Annotated in this window: 19 protein-coding genes and 1 pseudogene; all 20 read left to right on the forward strand. The window is 54.1% G+C overall.

Translation table 11 applies throughout. The features are described 5' to 3' along the window. Positions 1 to 58 precede the first annotated feature (58 nt). The 20 genes and pseudogenes from rseP to ACTTK7_RS02075 all read left to right on the forward strand — a co-directional run bounded on the left by rseP (position 59) and on the right by ACTTK7_RS02075 (position 26,412). Positions 59 to 1,327: an RIP metalloprotease RseP gene (rseP, locus tag ACTTK7_RS01980; protein WP_462865361.1), complete on the forward strand. Its 1,269-nt coding sequence runs from the start codon at positions 59 to 61 to the stop codon at positions 1,325 to 1,327. A gap of 102 nt (positions 1,328 to 1,429) precedes the next feature. Beyond that, positions 1,430 to 3,142: a proline--tRNA ligase gene (locus ACTTK7_RS01985; RefSeq protein WP_462865363.1), complete on the forward strand. Its 1,713-nt coding sequence runs from the start codon at positions 1,430 to 1,432 to the stop codon at positions 3,140 to 3,142. A gap of 107 nt (positions 3,143 to 3,249) precedes the next feature. Further along, a complete protein-coding gene (locus ACTTK7_RS01990; protein WP_462865364.1) occupies positions 3,250 to 7,545 on the forward strand; it encodes a PolC-type DNA polymerase III in 4,296 nt (1,431 codons plus the stop codon). 189 nt (positions 7,546 to 7,734) lie between these two features. Continuing rightward, positions 7,735 to 8,205, forward strand: a complete 471-nt coding sequence (gene rimP, locus ACTTK7_RS01995; RefSeq protein WP_462865365.1) for a ribosome maturation factor RimP — start codon at positions 7,735 to 7,737, stop codon at positions 8,203 to 8,205. Positions 8,206 to 8,245: 40 nt separating this feature from the next. Next, positions 8,246 to 9,361 (forward strand): transcription termination factor NusA, encoded by a 1,116-nt coding sequence (gene nusA / locus ACTTK7_RS02000; protein WP_462865367.1) that lies wholly within the window; start codon positions 8,246 to 8,248, stop codon positions 9,359 to 9,361. A gap of 18 nt (positions 9,362 to 9,379) precedes the next feature. Further along, positions 9,380 to 9,649 (forward strand): RNase P modulator RnpM, encoded by a 270-nt coding sequence (rnpM, locus tag ACTTK7_RS02005; RefSeq protein ID WP_462865368.1) that lies wholly within the window; start codon positions 9,380 to 9,382, stop codon positions 9,647 to 9,649. Continuing rightward, positions 9,646 to 9,957 (forward strand): L7Ae/L30e/S12e/Gadd45 family ribosomal protein, encoded by a 312-nt coding sequence (locus ACTTK7_RS02010; RefSeq protein WP_462865370.1) that lies wholly within the window; start codon positions 9,646 to 9,648, stop codon positions 9,955 to 9,957. Before rnpM ends, ACTTK7_RS02010 begins: the two co-directional genes overlap by 4 nt. 180 nt (positions 9,958 to 10,137) lie before the next feature. Next, a pseudogene (infB, locus tag ACTTK7_RS02015) lies at positions 10,138 to 11,895 on the forward strand (translation initiation factor IF-2); the annotation flags it as partial. Continuing rightward, complete coding sequence (locus ACTTK7_RS02020; RefSeq protein WP_462865371.1) at positions 11,892 to 12,167, forward strand: DUF503 domain-containing protein; 276 nt, start codon at positions 11,892 to 11,894, stop codon at positions 12,165 to 12,167. The pseudogene infB and the gene ACTTK7_RS02020, both read left to right, overlap by 4 nt. 11 nt (positions 12,168 to 12,178) lie before the next feature. Next, on the forward strand, positions 12,179 to 12,529 hold the full coding sequence (rbfA, locus tag ACTTK7_RS02025; RefSeq protein ID WP_079476203.1) for a 30S ribosome-binding factor RbfA: 351 nt from the start codon (positions 12,179 to 12,181) through the stop codon (positions 12,527 to 12,529). Between the two features lie 100 nt (positions 12,530 to 12,629). Beyond that, a complete protein-coding gene (gene truB / locus ACTTK7_RS02030) occupies positions 12,630 to 13,532 on the forward strand; it encodes a tRNA pseudouridine(55) synthase TruB (protein ID WP_462865373.1) in 903 nt (300 codons plus the stop codon). A 35-nt stretch (positions 13,533 to 13,567) separates the two neighbouring features. Then, positions 13,568 to 14,524, forward strand: coding sequence for a riboflavin biosynthesis protein RibF (gene ribF, locus ACTTK7_RS02035; RefSeq protein ID WP_462865374.1), 957 nt, complete (start codon positions 13,568 to 13,570; stop codon positions 14,522 to 14,524). Positions 14,525 to 14,660: 136 nt separating this feature from the next. Beyond that, entirely contained in the window at positions 14,661 to 14,930 is a 270-nt protein-coding gene (rpsO, locus tag ACTTK7_RS02040; RefSeq protein ID WP_022792814.1) for a 30S ribosomal protein S15, read from the forward strand. Between the two features lie 261 nt (positions 14,931 to 15,191). Next, a complete protein-coding gene (locus tag ACTTK7_RS02045; RefSeq protein ID WP_462865376.1) occupies positions 15,192 to 17,294 on the forward strand; it encodes a polyribonucleotide nucleotidyltransferase in 2,103 nt (700 codons plus the stop codon). Positions 17,295 to 17,379: 85 nt separating this feature from the next. Then, the gene (locus ACTTK7_RS02050) at positions 17,380 to 18,657 is read left to right on the forward strand and encodes a M16 family metallopeptidase (protein WP_462865377.1); all 1,278 of its coding nucleotides are present in this window, start codon (positions 17,380 to 17,382) and stop codon (positions 18,655 to 18,657) included. A gap of 98 nt (positions 18,658 to 18,755) precedes the next feature. Then, a complete protein-coding gene (gene asd / locus ACTTK7_RS02055) occupies positions 18,756 to 19,802 on the forward strand; it encodes an aspartate-semialdehyde dehydrogenase (protein ID WP_462865378.1) in 1,047 nt (348 codons plus the stop codon). A gap of 20 nt (positions 19,803 to 19,822) precedes the next feature. Continuing rightward, entirely contained in the window at positions 19,823 to 21,067 is a 1,245-nt protein-coding gene (gene dapG, locus ACTTK7_RS02060; RefSeq protein ID WP_462865380.1) for an aspartate kinase, read from the forward strand. A gap of 64 nt (positions 21,068 to 21,131) precedes the next feature. Next, on the forward strand, positions 21,132 to 22,004 hold the full coding sequence (gene dapA / locus ACTTK7_RS02065; protein ID WP_462865381.1) for a 4-hydroxy-tetrahydrodipicolinate synthase: 873 nt from the start codon (positions 21,132 to 21,134) through the stop codon (positions 22,002 to 22,004). A gap of 255 nt (positions 22,005 to 22,259) precedes the next feature. After that, positions 22,260 to 23,924 (forward strand): ribonuclease J, encoded by a 1,665-nt coding sequence (locus ACTTK7_RS02070; RefSeq protein WP_462865382.1) that lies wholly within the window; start codon positions 22,260 to 22,262, stop codon positions 23,922 to 23,924. A 109-nt stretch (positions 23,925 to 24,033) separates the two neighbouring features. After that, positions 24,034 to 26,412 (forward strand): DNA translocase FtsK, encoded by a 2,379-nt coding sequence (locus tag ACTTK7_RS02075; RefSeq protein ID WP_462865383.1) that lies wholly within the window; start codon positions 24,034 to 24,036, stop codon positions 26,410 to 26,412. Positions 26,413 to 26,419: the final 7 nt, after the last annotated feature.

Raw genomic sequence — 26,419 nt, forward strand, 5'->3', positions numbered from 1 at the left:
TTCTTTCACAAACACTCTATAATGGGAAGAAAGAGCAAAAGAAGAAGGTGAATAAGCTTTGGATACGCTGATAGCGGTAATTGTCATGTTCGGCTTATTGGTGGCCATACACGAGTGGGGCCATTTGTATTTTGCCAAAAAAGTCGGCATTTTGTGCCGGGAGTTTGCTATTGGCTTCGGGCCGAAGATATTTTCGACGAAGCGCAATGAAACGGTTTATACCATCCGGCTGTTGCCGCTTGGCGGTTACGTTCGGATGGCCGGGGATGATCCGGATCCGGTCAATATTAAACCAGGCTATGAAATCGGCCTGACGTTTAACGATGCAGGAAAAGTAAAGGAAATCATCGTAAACAATAAATCCAAGCACCCGGAAGCAAAGGTTGTATCCGTGGAATCGATCGATATGGAGCGCGAGCTTTATATTGAAGCGGTGGAGGATGAAAAAGCATCCGGAGTGAAGCGGTATGACATCGACCGGGCGTGCGATCTGATTGTCGACGAGAAGCGGGAACAGATTGCACCGTGGGACCGGCAGTTCGGCTCCAAGCGGCCATGGAAAAAAGCAGTGGCCATCTTTGCCGGCCCGTTCATGAACTTTGTGCTCGCGTTCGTGCTGTTTGGTATTTACGCTCTTGCCCACGGACTGCCGCAGGAAACGCCGGCCATCGGCGGCATTGCCGGTGGCTCGCCGCTGGAAGAATCCGCGTTTGAAGAAGGCGACGTTATCACCTCCGTGGACGGCGAGCCCGTGAACTCGTGGGATGAAATGACCGGTGTTGTCCAGGAGCGTCCGGGAGAAGAAGTCACGGTCACCGCTGAACGTGGCGGGGAGACAGTGGAAGACACGGTCACCATCGACGGCGTTCCGGTGCAGGAGGGCTCAAGCGAGGAATTCGGCCAGATCGGCGTCTATGCTGAACTTGAACGGTCCTTCACGGAAGCGCTGCAGTACGGCGTAACCCAGCCCATTGAGGTTGCCACGCTGATTTTCCAGACGCTCGGCACGATTGTAACCGGGGAATTTTCTTTGGATGACCTGGCCGGTCCGGTAGGTATTTATGATGCGACGGATCAGGTGATCGCGACAGGGCTTCTTACCCTTATTGCGTGGTCCGCCATGATCAGCGTCAACCTTGGGATCGTCAACCTTCTTCCGCTGCCGGCGCTTGACGGAGGGCGGCTGTTGTTTATCATTGCTGAGGCAGTCCGCGGCAAGCCGATCGAACCGCAGAAGGAAGGCATGATCCACCTGCTCGGCTTCGCGCTGCTGCTGCTGCTCATGATTGCAGTGACGTGGAACGATATTAACCGCTTATTCACGTAATAAAAAAACGGTGACGGAGCCAAAGCCCCGTCACCGTTCTTATGTTAAAATAACCAAAGAGCTTACAGACGCAGATGTATAAGAGAAAGAGGTTGATATAGTATGCGACAACAATTTTTATTCAGTCCCACCCTCCGGGATGTGCCGCAGGGAGCGGATATTGCGAGCCACCAGCTGATGCTCCGGGCCGGTCTGATCCGCCAGAGTGCAGCCGGAGTCTATTCCTATCTTCCGCTAGGCCACAAGGTGCTCCGTAAAATCGAAAGCATCGTCCGCGAGGAAATGGATGCTGCAAGCGGCCAGGAAGTACTGCTTCCCGCCATGCAGCCGGCAGAGGTGTGGCAGGCATCGGGCCGCTATGACAATTATGGACCGGCACTGATGCGCTTTAAAGACCGCCACCAGCGTGATTTTGTGCTCGGTCCTACGCATGAAGAAAACATTGCCGCCCTTGTAAAGGATGAAATGAATACATACAAACGCATGCCTGCGATTTTGTACCAGATTCAGACCAAATACCGCGATGAAGCGCGTCCGCGTTTCGGGGTGCTTCGCGCCCGCGAATTTATCATGAAGGATGCGTATTCGTTTGATACGTCCTACGAAGCGCAGAACGAAAGCTACTGGGCGATGTACCGCGCCTATGAACGGATTTTTACTCGTCTGGGACTGGACTATCGGGCGGTGCAGGCCGATGCCGGTGCGATGGGCGGTCAGGGCGAAACCCACGAATTCACCGTGCTTTCCGACGTCGGGGAGGACACGATCGTGTACTCCGACGAAAGCGATTTTGCTGCAAATATTGAAATAGCCGCCATCCCGGACAACGTGTCAAAACCGGAGCCTGCTGCGGAAGAAATGTCCATGGTCGATACACCGGAGGAGCGAACGATTGAAGAAGTGGCTGCTAAACTTGGGGTCAGGGCTGAGGAATGCCTGAAAACTGTCGCCTTTGACGTAGACGGCCGCCTGGTGGCTGTGCTTATGCGCGGCGATCATGATGTTAACGAAGTAAAAGTGGCAAACGCGGTGGGCGCTGAAGTGCTTGAACCCGCGTCCGCTGAGCGGATTGAAGAGGCGTTTGGAGCAGAGCCCGGCTTTATAGGCCCGGCCGGTCTGTCTGGAGATGTGGAGGTTCTTGCCGATTATGCGGTCCGCGGCATGGCAGGCGCCATATGCGGGGCTAACGAAAACGGTCGGCACTACCAGAACGCGGTCCCGGAAAGAGACTTCCCGGTGGGACAGTACGCCGATCTGCGTTTCATTCAGGAAGGTGAACCGTCTCCGGACGGCCGAGGCACGGTCCGTTTCGCCAAGGGTATTGAGGTCGGGCACGTGTTTAAGCTTGGCACGAAGTACAGCGAAGCGCTCGGGGCTACATTTTTGGATGAAAACGGCAAAGCCCGCCCGATCATTATGGGGAGCTACGGCGTCGGCGTGAGCCGGACGATAGCGGCCGTCATTGAGCAGAACCATGACGAAAGCGGCATCTGCTGGCCTAAGGCAGCTGCGCCCTTTGATCTGCATCTGCTGGTGCTCAATCCGAAGCAGGACGAGCAGCAGCAGCTTGGCGACGAGCTGTACGAAAGCCTGCAGAGAAGCGGGTGGTCCGTACTGCTCGATGACCGGAAGGAGCGGCCGGGAGTGAAGTTTAAGGATGCGGACCTTTACGGGCTTCCTGTGCGTATCGCCTGCGGAAAAAAAGCAGGGGAGCAGATCGTGGAAGTAAAATCCCGCACAGCCGATGAAAACGTGGAAGTCGCCATCAGCGAGCTTCCGCAGTATCTCGAGAAGCTGTGGGCTGAAATCCATTAACCCTTTCTGGTGTCTCCAGGAGGGGTTTCCCTCTACCATGCAACTGCCGGAAATGAATTTTTTTGATAAAATGAATTATAAAAGAACGAAGAAGTGAGGCGAGAAACGTGCAGACCGACCGTCACATTCAGCAGGAACGTTTTGAGTTGCTGCTTGAGCAGATTGGCATGCCGGAAGAAGAAACCAATCGTTATTTTACCGAAGGCCGCCTCGAAAAGCTTGTTATTCATAAAGAACAGAAGCAGTGGCATTTTCATCTGACGCTGGCAGCTCCGCTGCCGTTTACGGTTTACGCGCTGCTGAAGGAAAAACTGCAGGCTGCATTTGAAAGGATTGCTGATATTGACTTTACGCTTCATTACGAAGAAGGCACCACGGTGCCGGCGGACGCCATCCCGGACTACTGGCCGCTGATCATGCAGAAGCTCGAAAATTACGATCCCCATCTGCGCATGAGGCTGAACGGAGGAGCGCCGTTTCTTCGGGAGGGCGAGCTGATTTTCCCGTGTAAAAGCGATATCGAAATGAATTCGCTCGGACCGAAGCTGCAGCAGGCGATGAACGACGTTCTGCCATTGTTCGGGCTGCCGGCTGCCACGTTTACGATGGAAGCCAAAACGAGCGATGAAGAGAAGGAACAGTTCGAGGAAAAGAAAAAGCAGGAAGAGCACTCCAAAGTCATTGAAGCGATGATGGAGCGCAAGAAAAAGGAATCGGACGCTGATTCCAAGCGTGCCACCCAGTCGATTCAGATCGGCTATCCGATCAAGGACGAAGCCGTGCCGCTTAAGGAAATCCGCGAAGAAGAGCGCCGCATCACGGTGGAGGGCTACATTTTCGAAGCGGAAACGAAGGAGCTCCGCAGCGGCCGGACGCTGCTGACGTTTAAAATTACCGACTACACCGATTCGATTATGATCAAAATGTTCTCCAAGGATAAAGAACAGGTGCCGCTGCTTGAAGCCGTGCAGAAGGGCATCTGGGTAAAGGCCCGCGGCGGCGTGCAGGACGATACATTCGTCCGGGACCTGGTGATGATTGCAAACGACGTGATCCAGGTGCAGGGAGCGTCCAAAACCGATGACGCCGAAGAGAAGCGCGTCGAGCTGCACGCCCACACGAATATGAGTCAGATGGATGCGACCGTCTCTGCCGGGGAATACGTGGCCCGGGCAGCCGAGTGGGGCCATCCGGCGGTCGCCATTACGGACCACGGCGTCGTACAGTCGTTTCCGGAAGCATATAATGCCGGCAAAAAGCACGACATTAAAGTGCTGTACGGCATGGAGGCGAACCTCGTGGATGACGGCGTCCCGATCGCCTACAACGAGGCGGACGTGGATCTTGAAACGGGAACCTATGTCGTTTTTGACGTGGAAACGACCGGCCTGTCGGTCGTGTACGACTCGATCATCGAGCTCGCAGCGGTGAAGGTAAAAGGCGGAGAGATTATCGACCGGTTTGAACGCTTCTCGAACCCGCATGAAAAGCTGACCGACACCATTATTAACCTGACCGGCATCACGGACGACATGCTCGTCGACGCACCGGAAATTGAGCCGGTGCTTGAAGACTTCTACGCTTTTTCCAAAGATTCGGTGCTTGTCGCCCATAACGCAAGCTTTGACATGGGCTTTCTCCGGGAGGGATACAAAAAAATCGGTAAAACGGCAGACATGCCGGTGATCGACACGCTCGAATTCGGCCGCTTTTTGTATCCGAATTTAAAAAACCACCGGCTGAATACGCTCTGTAAAACGTTTGATATCGAACTCGTAAGCCACCACCGGGCGATTTACGACGCGGAAGCGACCGGGTACCTGCTTTGGAAAATGATGAAGGATGCGCTTGCCCAGGACATCACGAACCATAAACAGCTGAATGACAACATGGGCCAGTCCGGCTTTCACCGCCTGCGCCCGTCGCACTGCACGCTGATTGCCCAGACGCAGGAGGGGCTGAAAAACCTGTACCATCTTGTCACGCTGTCTCACTTGGAATATTTTTTCCGAACACCGAGAATTCCGCGCTCGAAGCTGCAGAAGTACCGCGAGGGCATACTCGTTGGCTCGGCGTGTGACAAAGGCGAAGTGTTTGAAACGATGATGCAGAAGTCGGAGGACGAAGCGAAAAAAGCAGCTGAATTTTACGACTATCTCGAGGTGCAGCCGCCGGAAAACTATGCGCACCTGGTGGAAAAGGAGCTTCTGAAAAGCTACGACGACGTCAAGGATGTGATTCAGAAAATCATCCGCACCGGGGAGGAACTGAATCTTCCGGTCGTTGCCACCGGTAACGCCCACTATATGGATGAACACGACTACAGCTACCGGCAGATTCTGATTGCGTCGCAGGGCGGGGCGAACCCGCTGAACAACCAGACGCTCCCGCAGGTGCACTTCCGCACCACCGGGGAAATGCTCTCCTGCTTCGATTTTCTGGATGACCGTACGGCAGAAAAGATTGTGGTTGAAAATACCCGGGCGATCGCAGACCAGGTGGAAACGATCCATCCGGTACCAAGCGACCTGTATACCCCAAACATCGAAGGATCGGATAAAGAAATAAGGGAAATGTGCTACCGCCGGGCGGAGAGCATCTACGGCTCGCCGATACCGGAGCTCGTGAAAACCAGGCTCGATAAAGAGCTCGACAGCATTATCGGCAACGGCTTTGACGTCATCTACCTGATTTCGCAGAAGCTCGTGAAAAAATCCCTCGAAGACGGCTACCTTGTCGGCTCCCGGGGCTCGGTCGGATCGTCGTTTGTTGCCACGATGACAGAAATTACCGAAGTGAATCCTCTGCCTCCGCATTACGTCTGCCCGGAATGCAAGCAGTCGACATTTTTTGACGACGGCTCGGTCGGCTCCGGCTTCGACCTTCCGGACAAGCTGTGCGATAGCTGCGGCGTGGACATGATTAAAGACGGCCACGATATTCCGTTTGAAACGTTCCTCGGGTTTAAAGGTGACAAGGTGCCCGATATTGATCTGAACTTTTCCGGCGACTACCAGCCGCGGGCCCACAATTACACGAAGGAACTGTTCGGTGAGGAGAAAGTATACCGGGCAGGAACGATCGGTACCGTGGCGGATAAAACGGCGTATGGGTTCGTAAAGGGCTATCAAAGCGACCACGAGCTGCATCTGCGCGGAGCAGAAATCGACCGGCTCGTCAGCGGATGCACGGGCGTTAAACGGACCACCGGCCAGCATCCGGGCGGAATCATCGTTGTACCTGATGAATACGACATTCACGACTTCTGTCCGATTCAGTTTCCCGCAGACGATAAAACGTCGGAATGGAAAACGACGCACTTTGATTTTCATTCCATTCACGACAACCTGCTGAAGCTTGATATTCTCGGCCACGATGATCCGACGGTCATACGGATGCTGCAGGATTTAAGCGGCATTGATCCGCAGACCATTCCGACCGACGATGAGGAAGTAATGAAAATCTTCGGCGGCCCGGAAGTGCTCGGTGTGACACCGGAGCAGATTAACTGTAAAACGGGGACCTACGGCATTCCAGAGTTTGGTACCCGGTTTGTGCGCCAGATGCTTGAGGACACGAAGCCGTCGACCTTTTCCGAGCTTGTTCAGATTTCCGGGCTTTCCCACGGCGCGGATGTCTGGGTCGGAAACGCCCAGGAGCTGATCCAGAACGGAACGTGCGAGCTGAAGGACGTTATCGGCTGCCGGGACGACATTATGGTGTATTTGATCTACAAAGGCATTGAGCATTCGCTCGCCTTTAAAATCATGGAGTTTGTCCGCAAGGGACGCGGCCTCGATCCGGAATGGATTGAGGAAATGAAAAATCACGGGGTGCCGGAATGGTACATCCAGTCGTGCCTGAAAATTAAATACATGTTCCCGAAAGCGCACGCCACCGCTTACGTGCTGATGGCAGTCCGGATTGCCTACTTTAAAGTGCACCATCCGATCCTGTTTTATGCAGCGTACTTTACGGTCCGTGCAGACGACTTTGATCTGCCGACGATGATCAACGGAAGCACCTCGATCCGTGCAAAGCTGGAGGAGATTCAGGCGAAGGGCTTTGACGCCTCTCCGAAGGAAAAAAGCCTGGTGACCGTGCTTGAGCTTGCGCTTGAAATGACCGAGCGGGGCTACCGTTTCCAGAAGGTGGACCTGTACCGCTCGGAGGCGAGCGAATTTGTCGTCGACGGCGACCAGCTGATTCCGCCGTTCAACGCTCTGGAGGGCGTAGGAACGAACGCAGCGGTTAACATTGTGAAAGCCCGCGCTGACGGGGAATTTTTATCCAAGGAAGACCTGCAGCAGCGCAGTAAGGCAACCAAAACAGTGATTGAGCACCTTGACCTGCACGGCTGCCTCGACGGCCTGCCGGATACGAACCAACTTTCTCTGTTCTAACCACCAGCCAGGCTTGCGAAAATGCACAAATCGTGCTATGATAATGGGCAGTGAGAGGTATATCGAGACGGCGAAAGAGTGGGTGAATACCCACTCTTTCATTTATGGTTGAAGCTTTCTGCATAAAATAAACTATATACTATCATTGGAAGAAATGAAGATGATGACAAAGCAGCAGGGAGGTACGTAATGAAAGAAAGTATTAAAGACATCGCAGCACGTCTGGCGCAGCCGATTGCTGAAGAACTGGATCTGGAGCTTGTGGATACGGAATATAAAAAAGAAGGAAAAAACTGGTATTTGAGAGTGTTTGTGGACAGCCCCTCCGGTGTGCATCTGGAAGACTGTGGGCGCGTAAGTGAACGTCTGAGTGAACAGCTCGACGACCTCGACCCGGTCCAGGAGGCCTATTACCTGGAAGTTTCTTCGCCCGGCGCGGAGCGTCCGCTGAACAACGAAGCGGATATCCGCCGTTCAGTCGGAAAAAACGTGTACGTGACCACGTATGAACCCGTTGAAGGAGAAAAAGCGTTCGAAGGAAAGCTGAGTGACTTCAAGGACGGGGAGCTTTTGATCAGCACGGCTCAGAAGCAGAGGGAGCGCACGGTGCATATACCGTACAGCAAAGTAGCTAAAGCAAGGCTCGCCATCATTTTTTAACGGTGCGGCGGGCATCGAGAAAAAGGAGGATCTGAATTCCATGAATGCAGACTTTATGGAAGCATTGGACGTACTGGAACACGATAAGGGAATTGATAAGGAAATAGTGCTTGAAGCGATCGAAGCCGCATTGATTTCCGCCTACAAGCGAAACTTCAACCAGGCGCAGAACGTCCGGGTGGACGTGAACCGCGATACCGGCTCGATTCACGTATTCGCCCGCAAAGAAGTGGTCGAAGAGGTATTTGATCCGCGGCTTGAAATCTCTCAGGAGGAAGCACAGGCCATCAGTCCGTCGTACGAGCTTGACGACGTGGTGGAAATGGAAGTGACGCCGAAAAACTTCGGGCGCATCGCTGCGCAGACAGCAAAGCAGGTCGTGACCCAGCGCGTGCGGGAAGCGGAGCGCGGCATTATCTATTCCGATTTTATCGACCGCGAAGAGGATATTATGACCGGCATTGTGCAGCGCCAGGACCACCGCTTTATCTATGTGGACCTTGGGAAGGTAGAGGCGCTGCTGCCGCAGAGCGAACAGATGCAAAATGAGACGTACAACCACAACGACCGCCTGAAGGCGTATATCACCAAGGTGGAAAAAACGACCAAGGGCCCGCAGATTGTTATTTCCCGCACCCACCCGGGTCTTTTGAAGCGGCTGTTTGAGCTTGAGGTGCCGGAGATTTATGATGGCACGGTGGAAATTATTTCAGTGGCACGGGAAGCGGGGGACCGCTCGAAAATTTCGGTGTACGCCGATGATCCGGAAGTGGACCCGGTTGGCTCCTGCGTCGGCCCGAACGGCCAGCGCGTGCAGACGATCGTGAAAGAGCTGAAGGGCGAAAAAATCGATATTGTGCAGTGGTCTGATAATCCAGTGGAGTACGTAGCCAACTCATTGAGCCCGGCAAAAGCCCTCGATGTTCAGGTGAACGAAGAGGAAAAAAGCACGCTCGTCGTGGTGCCGGACTACCAGCTTTCCCTTGCTATCGGCAAGCGCGGACAGAACGCACGTCTGGCCGCCAAGCTTACCGGCTGGAAAATCGACATTAAAAGTGAAACCGAAGCCGAAGAACTCGGTATCTTCTCGCCGGAGGATGCAGAAGAGATCCCGGTAACAAGCACAAGCATTGATTTAGATACAGAAGATTTGTAAAAATGAGGGTGAACGGCTATGGTTAAAAAAATTCCCATGCGAAAATGCATTATTACTGGAGAAGAAAAGCCCAAGAAAGAGTTGGTGCGAGTCGTTCGGGACCCGGATAACACCGTTTTTGTCGACCGCTCCGGCAAAAAGAACGGCCGGGGCGCGTATTTAACCGACAGTGAGGATGTATTTTTACAGGCGAAAGCAAAGGATTCGCTGAGCCGTCATCTGAAGGTGAAGGTCTCAAGCGAAGATTATGACCGTCTTATAGAAGAGCGCAGAGGCGCCGGGTCATGAACGATAAAGCATTATCCTTTCTAGGCCTTGCTGCGCGGGCAGGTGAGCTGAAAAGCGGTGATGATACCGTTCTTAAAACCGTGCAGACCAAACAGGCACAGCTCGTCATCGTCGCCGGGGATGCTTCTGCCAATACGATTAAAAAGTTCACGGATAAAACAAGTTTTTATTCATGTCCTTTTCGGGTTGCCGGCACGAAAGCAGGTCTCGGCGCGGCGATCGGAAAAGAATCAAGAACCATTTTATCCGTCACCGAAAGCGGCTTTGCCAAAAAGCTGATAAAACTGATAGATGAAGAAATAAATTAAGAAGGACGTGTAGATGAACGAAAAACGAACAGTATTCAGGAACGATATCTTTGGAAGGAAAGTGATGTCACTATGAGTAAAGTGAGAAGCAATAAAACAAAAAACACCCAGGGAAACAGAGGCCCGGGCAAGAAAAAAACCACCCGGAAACGTCCGGGAGGGGCCCGTAAAGAACAGCAGGCCACGCCGGAAAAAATCACGTTTGCCGGCAGTCTTTCCGTCGGGGAGCTGGCAGAAAAGCTGAATAAGGAAAGCTCTGAGATCATTAAAAAATTAATGAATCTCGGCGTGATGGCGACCATCAACGAAACGCTCGAGGCAGAAACCATTGAACTGATCGCCACGGACTACGGCGTGGCGGTCGAGCAGGAAGAAGTGGTGGATGAACTCGATATTGATAACTATGTCGAGCAGGATGATCCTGCAAAGCTTCAGGAGCGTCCTCCGGTAGTAACGATCATGGGGCACGTCGACCACGGAAAAACGACGCTTCTCGATTCTATCCGCCATACGAAGGTAACCTCCGGAGAAGCCGGCGGCATTACCCAGCACATCGGCGCTTACCAGGTGGAAGAAAACAACAAGCTGATTACCTTCCTTGATACCCCCGGACACGCAGCGTTTACGACCATGCGTGCGCGCGGTGCCGAAGTCACCGATATTACGGTGCTGGTTGTCGCGGCTGACGACGGCGTCATGCCGCAGACACGCGAGGCTATCAACCACGCCAAGGCGGCCGAGGTGCCAATTATTGTCGCGGTAAACAAAATGGATAAGGAAGGCGCAAATCCAGACCGGGTAATGCAGGAGCTGATGGAGTTTCAATTGGTGCCGGAAGCATACGGCGGGGACACGATCTTTGTGAACCTTTCTGCAATTAACGGGGAAGGCATTGATGAACTGCTTGAAATGATTCTGCTCGTCGCTGAAGTGGAAGACTTTAAAGCGAATCCGGACAAGCGGGCCCGCGGAAGCGTCGTAGAGGCAGAGCTTGATAAAGGGCGCGGGCCGGTTGCGACGCTGCTCGTTCAAAACGGTACGCTGCATGTGGGCGAGCCGATTGTTGTCGGCAATGCCTTTGGCCGCGTACGTGCAATGGTGGATGATCTTGGCCGCCAGGTGAAAAGCGCTGGTCCATCCAAGCCGGTGGAAATTATCGGTCTGAACGATGTGCCGCAGGCGGGTGATCCGTTTGTTGTCTTTGAAGAAGAGAAAAAAGCCCGCCAGATTGCCGATGCGCGCAAGAGCCGGGCAAAGGACGCCGAGCGCGCCCAGACCTCGAAGATCAACCTTGACGATCTGTTCAGCCAGATTCAGGAAAACGACATGAAAGAAATCAACGTAATCGTGAAAGCGGACGTCCAGGGCTCGGTCGAAGCGCTTCGCGGATCGCTCGAGAAAATAGAAGTAGAAGGCTGCAAAATCAATATCGTACACGCCGGCGCCGGCGCGATTGCAGAATCAGACGTTATCCTTGCTTCGGCCTCCAACGCCATTATTATCGGCTTTAATGTCCGCCCGGACGTAAATGCCAAGCGTACGGCCGATGCCGAAAACGTGGATCTTCGTCTCCATCAGGTTATCTATAATGCAATTGAAGAAATTGAAACAGCCATGAAAGGCATGCTCGACCCGGTCTATGAAGAGCGCGTGCTCGGACAGGTTGAAGTGCGTCAGCTGTTTAAAGTTTCCCGCGTTGGTACAATTGCCGGAAGCTATGTGCTTGAAGGAAAAATTACCAGGGATTCCAAGGTCCGCGTCGTTCGCGACGGCGTCGTGATTTTCGACGGCGGCATTAAGGATCTGAAGCGTTATAAAGACGATGCGAAGGAAGTTGCTTCCGGCTATGAGTGCGGGGTGACCCTCGAAAACTTTAACGACCTCAAGGAAGGCGACATTATGGAGCCGTACATTATGGAGGAAGTTAAACGCACATGATCGGCGTGGTCCATGTAGAGTGCATGCTTTATGAAGCGAGTCACTTAAAGCAGAAACGGGCGGTGCTTCAGAGCGTGAAAACAAAGCTGAAGCAGCGCAATCTCTCCGTGGCGGAAACAGATTACCAGGAGCTTTGGCAGCGGGCAGCTCTTTCGATTGTTACCGTGCATAACGAAAAGGCCGGAGCAGAAAAAGAGCTGCAGCGTGCCATTCATATGATTGAAAATTATACGGAATGGGAAATAACCTCCGTACACTATGAATGGTTATAGGAGGAACAGTTATGGCTAATATACGTGCTCAGCGTGTAGGAGAGCAGATTAAAAAAGAAGTATCGGATATTTTTGCGCGCGGTATTAAAGATCCGCGGGTGCAGTTTGTGACGGTGACTGACGTAGAGGTGACCGGTGATCTGCAGCAGGCAACGATCTTTGTGACGGTTCTCGGGGAAGAAAAAGACAAGGAAGAAGCCTTTCAGGGCCTCGAAAAAGCCCGGGGATTCATCCGCAGTGAAATCGGAAAACGAATCCAGCTTCGCAAAACGCCGGAAATCTTCTTTTCCTTTGATGAATCGATTGAATACGGCAACCGTATTGAATCGCTTCTGCGCGATTTAAATGAGCGGGAGAAATAGAAGAAAGAAGCTGTTTTAAAGTTGGAAAAGCTGTTGCTGACTTTAAAACAGCTTTTCCTATGCATATGAATTCTGAAACGGAAGTGAGCGAAACAGCCCTATGATTGATGGAATTATCCCTTTGTGGAAAGAAGCAGGGGTGACGTCCCATGATTGCGTAGTGCGTGCACGCCGGCTGCTGAAAACCAAAAAAGTCGGTCACTCCGGTACGCTTGATCCGTCGGTGACCGGTGTGCTCCCGCTTTGTGTCGGTAAAGCCACTAAAGCGGTGGATTATCTGCACGAAGCCCCAAAAGCGTATGAAGGAATCATCACTCTCGGAAAAGCAACGACGACCGAAGACGCCGATGGGGAAACAGTGACAGCCCTTCCGGTGGAAACGGCTCCGGCAAGGCATAGCATTGAAGAAGCGCTTAAGTCGCTGACCGGGACGGTGAGCCAGGTGCCTCCCATGTATTCAGCCGTTAAAGTCCGGGGACGCAAGCTGTATGAGTACGCCCGGGAAGGCATAGAGGTCGAACGTCCCGTGCGCGAAGCCCGCATTTATGATTTCCGGCTGCTTGAAATGGAGGAGGCGCCGCAGGGCGGGGAATTTTCCTTTAAAGTGCATGTGGAGTGCAGCAAAGGAACCTACGTGCGCACCCTGGCCGTGGACGCCGGGGAGAAGCTCGGTTATCCGGCGCACCTGCAGCAGCTGGTCCGGACAGCGTCGGGCGGCTTTGGGCCGGAGCACAGCTCCACATGGGAGGAGCTTGAATCCCTCCTTGCATGCGACCGCCTCAGGGACGCCGTGTATCCGGTGGACTGGGCCGTGGCTCACCTTCCGTCCATCACCGTGTCGGAGAAAACGGCAGAGCAGATCAGTCACGGGCGCGTGCTGCCGTCGGAATGGTTTGAAGAGCAGACGATGGCGGTGAAGGCAGAGAGCGGAAAGCCGCTCGCCGTTTATACGGCACACCCGGATAAGCCCGGCATTTTTAAACCAAAAACAATGCTTCTTTGATAGCTTGAATGAAAGAATATCGGCAGGTGAAAATAATGGAAGTTCATCATCTTGTACATCCGCATACGTTAACGGCGTCGCTTTCAAAACCGAAAGTGATGGCGCTGGGCTACTTCGACGGGGTGCACCGCGGCCACGCAGAAGTGATTGAAAAGGCCCGGCAGAAAGCAGAGGACACGGGGCTCCCGCTCGCTGTTATGACCTTCCATCCGCATCCGAAGGTAGTACTCTCGAAGCAGACAGAGGAAGATATGTTTTATTTAACTCCGCTGAAGGAAAAGCAGCGCCTGCTTGAATCGCTTGGAGTGGAAGAGCTGTATATTGTACGGTTTGACCAGGACTTTGCGTCTCTGGACCCACAGGCTTTTGTGGATGCCTACATTATTGACCTCGGCGTAAAGCACGCGGTGGCCGGGTTCGATTTTTCATACGGGAAATTCGGGCGCGGCACGATGGAGACGCTCCCGTATCATTCAAGGGACGCCTTTACGTTTTCCATCGTATCGCCGCATACCGAGGACGGAGAAAAGGTAAGCTCCACCTGGATCCGCCGGATGGTGGAGGACGGGGACATGGCTGGAGCCGCCCGCCTGCTCGGGCGCTGGTATACATTTGAAGGCACTGTTGTCGAAGGAGAGAAACGCGGACGGACAATTGGCTTTCCAACAGCCAACATCCAGTCCGAAGAGCCGTACCTGCTGCCAGACGACGGGGTGTACGCCGTGCGTGCGCTGATCGACGGCCAATGGCACCGCGGAATGTGCAATATCGGCTACAAGCCGACGTTTCACGACGAACGGGACGGCCCGCCGGAAATTGAAGTTCATCTGTTTGAGTTCAGTGGAGACATTTATGGTAAAACCGTCCGTATTGAGTGGCGGGACCGCCTTCGCGGAGAAGTGAAATTTCCGTCCCTTGATGCGCTTGTTTCCCAGCTTCATGAGGACAAGCGGTCCGCCGAGCGGGTGTTCGGGCAGGAAATCAGGGACTAAAACCTGTTTTCCCTTGCGTTTTTCCCGTGCAAAAGGTAAGATGGTTGATGTATGGAAACCACTTCTTGGCTTGCACGCGCCTCCTGCGGCTTGCGAGGAAATGGTTGAAACAAAATAACAAAAGGAGGTCGACTGGATGGCTTTAACACCAGAGCGTAAATCAGAGTTGATCGAAGAGTACAAAACACATGAAGGCGACACCGGTTCTCCGGAAGTACAGATCGCTATTTTGACGGAGCAGATCGTTTCGTTGAACGAACACCTGCGTGAGCATAAAAAGGACCACCATTCCCGCCGCGGGCTGTTAAAAATGGTTGGTAAGCGCCGTAACCTGTTAACGTACGTTCGTAATCAGGACATCACGCGTTACCGCGACATCATTAATAAACTCGGCTTGCGCCGTTAAGAATTACTGGGAAGCGGGAGGTATCTCCCGCTTTTTCTCTTACCTAAAAACAACCATGTGCATAACGTATGCGGCTGTGCGGTATGAAATGATCCCTTACGCACATCTCACAAGCTTAGCGCGTAAGCAGCGGGGCTTCCGCGCTAAGCTTGTGTGCACGAAAGGGGCTCCTGCCGCCAGCAGGCAGTGCCGGCGGGGTGGAGCATTTATACCCGGACAGTCAGGCGTATACGTGAAAAAACGTATAGGAGGTCCTGAAATTTGGAACAAGAAAAGAAAACCTACTCAATTGAATGGGCGGGGCAGACGCTGACCGTCGAAACAGGCCATATCGCAAAGCAGGCAAATGGAGCGGTTATGATCCGCTACGGAGACACCGTAGTGCTCTCCACCGTTACAGCCTCAAAGGAACCCAAGGATCTTCCGTTCTTCCCGCTTACGGTAAATTATGAAGAGCGGCTGTACGCGGCAGGTAAAATTCCCGGCGGCTTTATTAAACGCGAAGGGCGGCCGAGCGAAACGGCGGTTTTAACAAGCCGTCTGATTGACCGCCCGATCCGCCCGCTTTTCCCGGACGGCTTTCGTAACGACGTGCAGGTCATTAACATGGTGATGAGCGTGGACCAGTCCGCTTCTCCGGAAATTGCGGCCATGGTAGGCTCGTCGCTCGCGCTCTCCCTGTCGGACATTCCGTTTTACGGCCCGGTTTCGGGTGCTGTTATCGGGCGGGTCGACGGCGAATTTGTCGTTAACCCTTCGGAATCCGAAGCAGCGAGAAGCGACATTGAACTGACGGTTGCCGGCACGAAGGACGCCATCAACATGGTGGAGGCCGGGGCGGACGAAGTACCGGAGGAAACGATGCTTGAAGGCATTATGTTCGGCCACGAAGAAATCAAGCGCCTGGTGGAATTCCAGGAAGGCATCATCAGTGAACTCGGCCGGGAAAAAATGGAGGTACAGCTGTCCCAGACGGACAAAGACCTTGAAGAGACGATCCGCAGCCAGTTCCAGGACTCCGTGAAGGAAGCGGTAATGGTTAAAGATAAAAAAGAACGCGATGTGGCTATCCAGGAGCTGAAAACACAGATCTCCGAGCCGTACGAGGAAGAAGAGCAGCATAGCGAAGTCAAAGAGATTTTTGAAAAACTCGTCAAAGCGGAATTCCGCCGCCTGATCACAGAAGAGCACATCCGCCCGGACGGGCGCGGGCCGGACGACATCCGCCAGCTGACGTCCGAGGTGGACATTCTGCCGCGCACGCACGGCTCCGGTCTGTTCACCCGCGGCCAGACGCAGGCGCTCAGCATCTGCACGCTCGGCGCTCTCGGAGAGGTGCAGATTATTGACGGCCTCGGCACCGAAACATCGAAACGGTTTTTGCACCACTACAACTTCCCGAACTTCAGTGTCGGGGAAACCGGTCCCATCCGCGGACCGGGCCGGCGGGAAATCGGTCACGGCGCCCTGGGCGAACGCGCCCTGGAAAAGGTCGTGCCGTCCGAGGAGGAATTCCCGTATACGATCCGCCTGGTTTCCGAAGTGCTTGAATCCAACGGCTCCACCTCGCAGGCGAGTATCTGCGCGAGCACGCTTGCCATGATGGATGCCGGTGTTCCGATCAAATCGCCGGTTGCCGGCATCGCCATGGGACTCGTAAAAGAAGGCGACGACCTGGCTGTGTTAACCGACATTCAGGGGATGGAGGACGCTCTTGGAGACATGGACTTTAAAGTAGCCGGGACCGCAGACGGTGTCACGGCGCTGCAGATGGATATTAAACTGGCGGGGATTGACCGCGAGGTGCTCGAATTTGCCCTCAAACGGGCGAAGGTGGCACGCATGAAGGTACTCGAAAACATGCTCGCTACCATCAGCGAAACGCGCGGTGAGCTTTCCCCGTACGCACCAAAAATTATGTCCATGCACATTAAGCCGGATAAAATCCGTGATGTGATCGGACCGAGCGGGAAAACGATCAACCAGATTATTGAGGATACCGGCGTGAAAATTGATATCGAGCAGGACGGCACCGTCTTTATTTCCTCCACCGAGCAGGATAAAAACGAGGAAGCGAAAAAAATCATTGAAGATTTAATTCGTGAAGTGGAGCCGGGGGAGACGTATTTAGGAAAGGTCAAACGCGTCGAGAAGTTTGGCGCCTTCGTGGAGCTGTTTAAAGGAAAAGAAGGCCTTGTCCACATTTCCCAGCTGAATCACGAGCGCGTAAACAAAGTGGAAGACGTCGTCTCTATCGGGGACGAAGTAATGGTGAAGGTAACAGAAATAGACAATCAGGGACGGATTAACCTGTCGAGAAAAGCGCTGCTTGCAAAAGAAAGCTCCGACACTTCTTCACAGTAATCCAGCTATAGAGCAGCAGGGACTTGGATTTCCAGGTCCTTTTTTTTATAAATATAGAGAGAATAAACAAAGGAGGACCAAGCAGATGCCGGAAACAAAATATCTTCCGAACGGGGTACGGCTGGTCTCAGAGCAGATTCCGCACATGCGCTCGGTGTCGCTCGGCCTGTGGATAGACGCAGGCTCAAGACAGGAGAGGGCAGAGGAAAACGGCATGGCTCATTTTATTGAACATATGCTGTTTAAAGGCACCTCCAAACGGAGTGCGGCCGATATTGCCGGCTATTTTGACCGCATCGGCGGGGAAATGGAAGCTTTTACAGCGAAGGACGCCACCTGCCTGCAGGCCACCGTGCTTGATGAACATGCGGAGCAGACGGCCGAAGTGTTTGCTGATATGTTTTTTCATTCCCGTTTTGAGCCCGGGGACGTGGATAAGGAACGGAATGTGATTCTCGAGGAAATCAGCATGGTGGAGGATACGCCGGACGACATCATTCATGATATGCTCTGGCAGGCTTCCTACGGCAGGCATCCGCTGGCCCGCCCGATTCTCGGCACGAAAGCGGTGCTCCAGGAGATAACCAGGGAGCGCCTGCTCGATTTTTTCCGTGATCATTACACGCCGGAGCGGCTTGTGATCTCAGCCGCCGGGAATGTAAGCGGGGAGCTGCTTGCCTGTCTTGAACGATTGTTTGCCGGCTGGGGAGACGGGCACCGTGCAGTAAACCAGGAGGAGCGGGCCGTGTTCGTGCCGGGCAGAGAGGTGAAGCACCGGGAGACTGAACAGGCCCACCTGTGTCTTGGCTTCCCGGGCGTTTCGCGCTTTCATGAGCATTATTTTGCCGAAGTGCTCTGGAATAACCTGCTCGGCGGTTCGATGAGCAGCCGCCTGTTTCAGGAAGTCCGGGAGGAGCGGGGCCTGGCGTATACGATTTTTTCTTCGTTTGAAGCCTTTGAACGCACTGGTTTTCATACGATCTACAGCGCAGCGGCACCGGAGCGGGTGGAGGAGCTGCTCGAGACCATCGATGGGCTGTTTGAACGCTTATCCGCTGGAAATATTACAGAAGCTGAAAGCGAAAACCAACGGTTGCAGCTGAAATCCGCTTTTGTGCTGGGCCTGGAGTCGTCTGCGGCCCGCATGGCCAGGAACGCAAGAAACGAAATGCTGTTTGGGCGGCATCCGGGCATCGATGAAACGCTGGACAGGCTCAGCAGGGTGCAGCTCGGTGATGTCCTGGAGCGGGGTCTTGCGATGATACAGACACCGCCAAGCGCCTCGCTCATTCAGCCAAATGGGCCTGTGCCGGAGCTATTGAAGAAAAACAGCTCCAATTTCAGCGTAAGCATCGAAGAATAAGCCAGAATTGACCTTTTCAGCGCTGACAAGTGTGGTAAAATAAAGCAAAGTTTGTTTTAATAAATGTGAAATGGATGAACCAGAAAGGGAGAATGAATATGTCCAACGAAACATATACTGTAGCGGTCGTAGGCGCAACCGGCGCCGTAGGCCAGCAGATGCTGAAAACTTTAGAAAATAAAAATTTCCCCGTTGGAGAGCTGAAGCTTTTATCGTCCAGCCGCTCCGCCGGTAAAAAAATGACGTTCAAGGGCCAGGAATATACGATTGAGGAAGCAGTACCGGAATCGTTTGAAGGCGTGCAGATTGCCCTGTTTTCCGCCGGCGGATCCATATCCAAAGCGCTCGCCCCGGAAGCGGTTAAACGCGGTGCGGTTGTCGTCGACAATACGAGCGCCTACCGGATGGACCCGGACACGCCGCTTGTTGTGCCGGAAGTAAATGAAGAAGATCTGCACAGCCATAATGGCATTATCGCCAACCCGAACTGCTCGACCATCCAGATGGCGGTGGCGCTTGAGCCGATCCGCCAGAAATACGGGCTGAAAAAAGTGATCGTTTCCACGTATCAGGCCGTATCCGGTGCCGGGCTTGACGCGGTCGAGGAAATGAATACCCAGTCGACGGCGGTGCTGAACGGTGAAAAAGCAGAAGCAAACCTTATGCCGGTCAGCGGTGATAAAAAGCATTACCAGATCGCTTTTAACGCGATTCCGCAGATCGACAAATTCCAGGACAACGGCTATACGTTTGAAGAGATGAAAATGATCAACGAAACGAAAAAAATTCTTCATATGGATGATCTTCCGGTGGCGGCCACGTGCGTGCGTCTTCCGGTGGATACCGGTCATTCGGAGTCGGTCTATATTGAAACAGAAACCGGAAATCCGGATGTCAAAGAGCTGCAGCAGACGCTGTCTGAAGGCGAAGGCATCACCCTTCAGGACGACCCGGCCAACCAGGTGTACCCGATGGCTGTTAACAGCGTCGGCCTGCCGGATGTATTCGTTGGCCGTATCCGCCGCGACCTGGACCGCGAAAACGCGTATCATTTCTGGGTCGTATCGGATAATCTCCTGAAAGGTGCCGCCTATAATTCAGTACAGATTGCCGAAAGCCTGATCCGCCTTAATCTGATTAAATAACCTGTGAGGGAGCCGGACCGATGAATATAATTGTTCAAAAATTTGGCGGTACGTCTGTAAAAACGAAGGAGCTGCGCGAGCAGGCCGCCGGTCATATTGAAGACGCGGTGCATGAAGGCTACAAGGTGGTGGTCGTTGTTTCTGCCATGGGACGAAGCGGCGACCCCTACGCCACCGACACCCTTCTCGGCCTGATTGATGAAAGCAGGCCGGGGGAAGGCGGCGCCGAACGCGATCTGCTGGTATCGTGCGGCGAAACCATTTCCGCTGTAGTGTTTACGGAGCTTCTGCGCTCAAAGCAGCTGAAGGCTGCTGCCTTAAACGGGGCTCAGGCCGGGTTTATTACCGACAGCAATCACGGCAATGCCAAGATCATTGATATGCGCACGGACAAAGTGGAGGAGCTGCTTGCCACCCACGACGCTGTGGTCGTTACAGGCTTTCAGGGCGTCAGCGAGGACGGGATGATAACCACGCTCGGACGCGGCGGCAGCGATACGTCGGCCACTGCGCTCGGCACGGCCTTAAAGGCAGAATGGGTGGATATTTTCACCGACGTTGAAGGCATGATGACCGCAGACCCCCGCGTGGTTGAAGATGCGAGGCTGCTTTCCACCGTCACCTATCAGGAAATCTGCAACATGGCCTACCAGGGAGCAAAGGTTATCCATCCCCGGGCGGTTGAAATTGCGATGCAGGGCAAGGTGCCCATCCGTATCCGGTCGACATCGACCAAGGAACCGGGGACGCTGATTACGTCCATGCTCGGAGGCGCCCCGGGCCGCGAGGTGGCCGAACGCCTGATCACCGGCATCGCCCATATTCCGTCGCTCACCCAGATCAGCGTCGCGGCGGGGGCAGAGCAAGCCGGAAATATGCATGCGCGCGTGTTTCAGCGTATGGAAGGTCTCGGCCTGAGCGTGGATTTTATTAACATCGGACCGGAAAGCGCCGTGTTTACGGTGCCGGACCCGCACGCAAAAACAGCGGTCGATGCCCTGGAGGAAGACGGCTGGCAGATTTCGGCGGTGCCGCACTGTGCCAAAGTCAGCGTCGTCGGCGCCGGCATGACCGGAGTGCCGGGTGTTGCATCTAAAATTGTTACCGCGCTGTCAGAAGCCGGGGTGCCGATTTTACAGTCGGCGGATTCGCATACGACCATCTGGGCACTTGTGCATGAACAGGACACAGATAAAGCCGTGTCTGCCCTTCACCGCGTATTTGATCTCGGACGTGCCGGCGTACGTCCCCCATCTGTTTCCTAGTAAGCTGCAGAGGCTCATCATAACCCGCACCGATTCCCTGCAGATGAGAGAAAGGAGCCGACCTATGGCTTTTGGACAGTTACTCACAGCAATGGTTACACCTTTTCATGAAAACGGCGACATCCACTGGGAGCAAGTCGAGCAGCTGACTGAGCATTTGATTGCGGCAAAAAGCGACGGCGTTGTGGTAGCCGGCACCACCGGAGAATCCCCGACGCTCAGCAGTGAAGAAAAGCTGCAGCTGTTCCGGCGGGTAAAAGACATTGCCGGCACCCGGATGGATGTGATCGGCGGCGTCGGAACGAACAACACGGCGTACTCCGCCGACCTGGCGAACGAAGCGACAAAGATCGGGATTGACGGCTTAATGGCAGTGACACCGTATTACAACAAGCCGAACCAGGAAGGCATGTACCAGCATTTTCAGCGGATTGCTGCAGCCACAACGCTGCCCCTGATGATTTATAATATTCCGGGGCGCTGCATCGTCAATCTGCTGCCGGAAACGCTTCTCAGGCTTGCAGAGATTTCCAATATTACGTCGGTGAAAGAGGCGTGCGGAAACCTGGATCAGATTTCGCACTTCCTGTCTTCCGCTCCGAAGGATTTCCAGCTGTTCAGCGGCGATGATTCGCTGACGCTCCCAACCCTTTCGGTCGGAGGCCACGGCGTAGTGTCTGTGGCAGCGCACATTGCCGGGGAGGATCTGCAGCGGATGATAACGGACTTCTTTTCCGGCCGTGTGCAGCAGGCGGCAGAAGCGCACCGGACGCTTCTGCCGAAGATGAGGGCCTGCTTTATGGCGCCGAATCCGTCCCCGGTAAAGGCGATGCTTGAGCAGATGGGCGTTACCGGACGCTACACCCGGCTGCCGCTCGTGCCGCTGACGGATGCTGAAATCCGCCAGCTTGAGCAGTGGTTTACCGCCGCTTCCTGACGGTTCATTTTATCCAGGCACCGACAGCCCTGCTGCCGGTGCCTGATTTTATGTACATAGAAGAAAGCGCCGGCGCCGGGGCGTTCAAAATATTTGGGCACAATAGTTTCCCTTGTATTTCAAAAACCGCCTGGGTTATACTGAGTGTAAGTGATTTGTGCGGAAACCATTCACTCAAAGGGAAAAATGTTTCTTTTTGGGGCCGTAAATCGACGTCAGTAATTATTCATTTTTTAATTTAGGAGGAAATATACTTTGGCCACACAAGCGAATGGTAACGTTCGTGTTTTTTCCCTTGGCGGTATCGGGGAAATCGGAAAAAATATGTACGTTATAGAATCAGAACAGGACATGATCGTCATAGACGCAGGACTAATGTTTCCAGAAGATGACATGCTCGGAATTGATATTGTCATTCCGGATATTTCATACTTAACGCAGAACAAGGAAAAGCTCCGCGGGATCTTTTTGACCCACGGACACGAAGACCATATCGGCGCCTTAACCTACATTCTCCGCCAGGTGCACGTGCCGATCTACGGCACCAAGCTGACGCTTGGCATTGTGGAGTCATACGTAAAAGAAAAAGGCCTGCGCAAGAAACCGGATTTCCGGGTGGTGCACGACAACAGTGTCATCCAGACCGGTCAGCTGAAAACAAGCTTCTTCCGGACCAACCACAGCATTCCGGATTCGGTCGGCATGGTCGTACAGACGCCGGAGGGCATTATTGTGCACACCGGGGACTTCAAATTTGACCAGACGCCGGTCGACGGGCAGTACACAAGCCTTGATAAACTGACCGAAATCGGCAAGAAGGGCGTGCTCTGCCTGCTTTCTGACAGCATTAACGCAGAAGTGCCGGGCGTGAGCCCGTCGGAAGCGATTGCCGGAAACGGTATTATGGATATTTTCCTGGAAACCGAAGGGCGCATCGTGATCACCACCTTTGCGACTAACATCCACCGCATTCAGCAGGTGATCCGTGCAGCGGAGGAAAGCGGCCGCAAAATTGCCGTGAACGGCCAGGCAATGGAAAAAACGATTGAAATTTCGCGCCGGCTCGGGTACCTGGATGCCGAAGACGATATTTTCATTACGACCGACCAGGTTGAGGATATGGATCCGAAGAAAGTGGCTATACTATGCACGGGCAGCCAGGGCGAGCCGGTCTCTGCGCTGATGAATATGGCGAAGGGCGAGGACGACAATTTAACCATCGAAGAAGGCGATATGGTTATTATCGCCGCCAACCCGGTAGCCGGGAACGAAAAAACGGTGTCGCAGACGATCGATTTTCTCTACCAGATCGGCGCAGAGGTCGTTATGGGCGAAAATGTGCACTCCTCCGGCCACGCCCGCCAGGAAGAGCTCAAAATGATGCTGAACCTGGTGAAGCCGCAGTACTTTATTCCAGTGCACGGCGAGTACCGGATGCAGTTTGTGCACGGGGAACTCGCGGAAGAAACCGGCATGGATCCAAACAACGTCTTCCTGCTTGATAAAGGGGAGGTTGTGGAATTCAGCAAAGGCAAAGCCGTAAAAACCGGCAAAGTACCGGCCGGCAACGTCTTAATTGACGGACTCGGTATCGGCGATGTGGGCAACATTGTGCTCCGCGACCGCCGCCTCCTGTCCGAAGACGGTATTCTCGTCGTCGTGGTGACGCTCAACAAAAAGTCCGGCACCATCGTGAGCGGCCCGGATATTATTTCCCGCGGCTTCGTTTACGTGCGCGAATCCGAAGAACTGATGGAAAAAGCGCATAAAAAAGTCTCCGAAACGCTGGAGAAATCGATCAGCGAAAATGTGAGCGAATGGTCGACGCTTAAAAGCAGCATCCGGGACTCCATGAGCCGTTTTCTGTTTGAAAAAACCAAACGGCGCCCGATGATTCTGCCGATTATTATGGAAATTTAAAAGCACGCGAAAAGCTTGCCATGACACACCCCTGCATTAGCCAGTTTGGCGGGCAGGGGGTGTTTTATTGAATAGAGTTTTTTCGGGGAGAAAGGAGCCAAACCAAACCATGGCAAAAACGGCGAAGCGGAAGAAAAAACGAACCTCGTCGAACAGAAACAGGCAGCCGGCGTTTTCATGGCCGGCGCTTGCGGCAGCGCTGCTCGCCCTCATATCTCTCGGCGGCTGGGGGTGGGCCGGACAGCTGCTTCGCTCCGGTTCCCAGTGGCTCACCGGAGACCTCTGGTGGATATTGAACCTGTTTATACTCGCTTTTTCCACGGTCTGGATGATCAACCGGAACATCGTGAAGCAGTTTCCGCTGCGGTGGACAGGCGGCGCCCTTCTTTTCCTTGGGGTGATTCTCTTTACGGAGGTTCGCTGGGCTTCGGGTCTCAATGATCCGGCAATTTCTGTTTTTATGGAAACGTTCGGCCGTGACGGATGGCTCGACCGGTCCGGAGCGGCCTCTATTGGAGGCGGCACGATCGGCGCTCTTATCTACGATGCTGTTCATTTTCTGATTGGAACAGCCGGAGCTTATATTGTATCCGTGCTTCTCATGATCGCAGGACTGTTTTTACTTATGCAGTGGTCTTTCCAACATACAATGCAGACAGGCGGGGCATGGGTGGCCCGTACCTCCAGACAGGGAGCGGCTCAGGCGGTCGAAAAAGGGAAACAGCGCCGGGCGGAACGGAAAAAGCAAAAAGAAGCCCGGGAAAAAGAAACACCTGCCCAGGCGGCGCCAAAGCAGAAGGAGACGCCTGAAGCACCTGTGGAAAAGTCGAAGGAAGGCGCAGAAAAGCCGAAAATCTTCTCGTTTACCGAACAGGCGTACCAGGAGCCGCCGGCGGCCAAGGAAACGCCGGCGCCGGAGGAGCCTGCCCGCAAAAAAGAAACGGCGGCGCCGGAAACAGTGGAGCCGCCCGAACCGGAGCCTGACGTGGACCGCTCGGATATGCTGAGCGTGACCGAGGGGGAGACGGAAAACAAAAATTATCAGCTGCCGGCGCTTACGATGCTGTCGGCTCCGAAAAATCAGAACCAGCAGCAGGAACGCTCGCAGATTTCGGCCAATGCCAAAAAACTGGAAGAAACGCTGCAGAGCTTCGGGGTGAAGGCGAACGTCTCGGAGGTGCATTTAGGGCCTGCGGTAACCAAATATGAAATCCAGCCGGCCGTCGGGGTGAAGGTCAGCAAAATTGTGAACCTCTCCGATGATATCGCGCTCGCCCTCGCGGCCCGGGACATCCGGATTGAAGCGCCGATTCCCGGCAAGTCCGCCGTCGGCATTGAAGTGCCGAATCAGGAGGTGGCGATGGTCACGCTCCGGGAGGTGCTTGAGTCCCTCGATAAAAAGGACGAACACGTGCTGAATGTCGCGCTTGGCCGGGATATCTCCGGCGAACCGATTCTTGCCTCCCTGCATAAAATGCCGCACCTGCTTGTTGCCGGAGCGACGGGAAGCGGAAAAAGTGTCTGCATCAACGGCATCATTACGAGCATTCTGATGCGCGCCCGTCCGCATGAGGTGAAGCTGTTGATGATTGACCCGAAAATGGTGGAGCTGAACGTCTACAACGGCGTTCCGCACCTGATGGCGCCGGTCGTTACCGAACCGAAGAAGGCGGCCCAGGCATTGAAAAAAGTGGTAGCCGAAATGGAGCGCCGCTACGATCTGTTTTCGCACACGGGCACGAGAAACCTTGAAGGCTACAACGAATGGATCCGCAGGCAGAATGATAAAGGCGGGGCCAAGCAGCCCGAGCTTCCGTACATCGTCGTCATCGTCGATGAGCTCGCCGACCTGATGATGGTCGCCTCAAGCGAGGTGGAGGATGCGATTACGCGTCTCGCCCAGATGGCACGTGCGGCCGGCATTCATATGATTATTGCGACCCAGCGTCCGTCCGTGGACGTCATCACCGGGGTCATCAAAGCCAATATTCCATCGCGGATTGCGTTCGGGGTATCGAGCCAGACGGACTCCCGGACGATTCTTGACAGCGGCGGGGCGGAAAAGCTGGTCGGGAAAGGCGATATGCTGTTTTCCCCGATCGGCTCCAACAAATCCACCCGTGTGCAGGGAGCGTTTGTCTCCGACCATGAAGTGGAACAGGTGGTGGAGGCTGTCGTTGCCCAGCAGAAAGCCAAGTACCAGGAGGAAATGATCCCCGACGAACAGCCGGCGCAGGCCGAACGGCCGAGCGACGAGCTGTTTGACGAAGCGGTCGATATGATTCTGCAAATGCAGAGTGCATCGGTATCGATGCTGCAGCGCCGGTTCCGTATCGGCTACACGAGGGCAGCACGCCTGATCGATGAAATGGAGGACCGCGGCATTGTCGGGCCATACGGCGGCAGCAAGCCGCGTGAAGTGCTCGGCGATACCCGCGGAGGAAGCGGCGAACCGGCCGAAGAAAAGGAAGAGACGCACCATAGTTGAGGAGGAT

Source organism: Marinococcus tarijensis, from assembly GCF_054971385.1.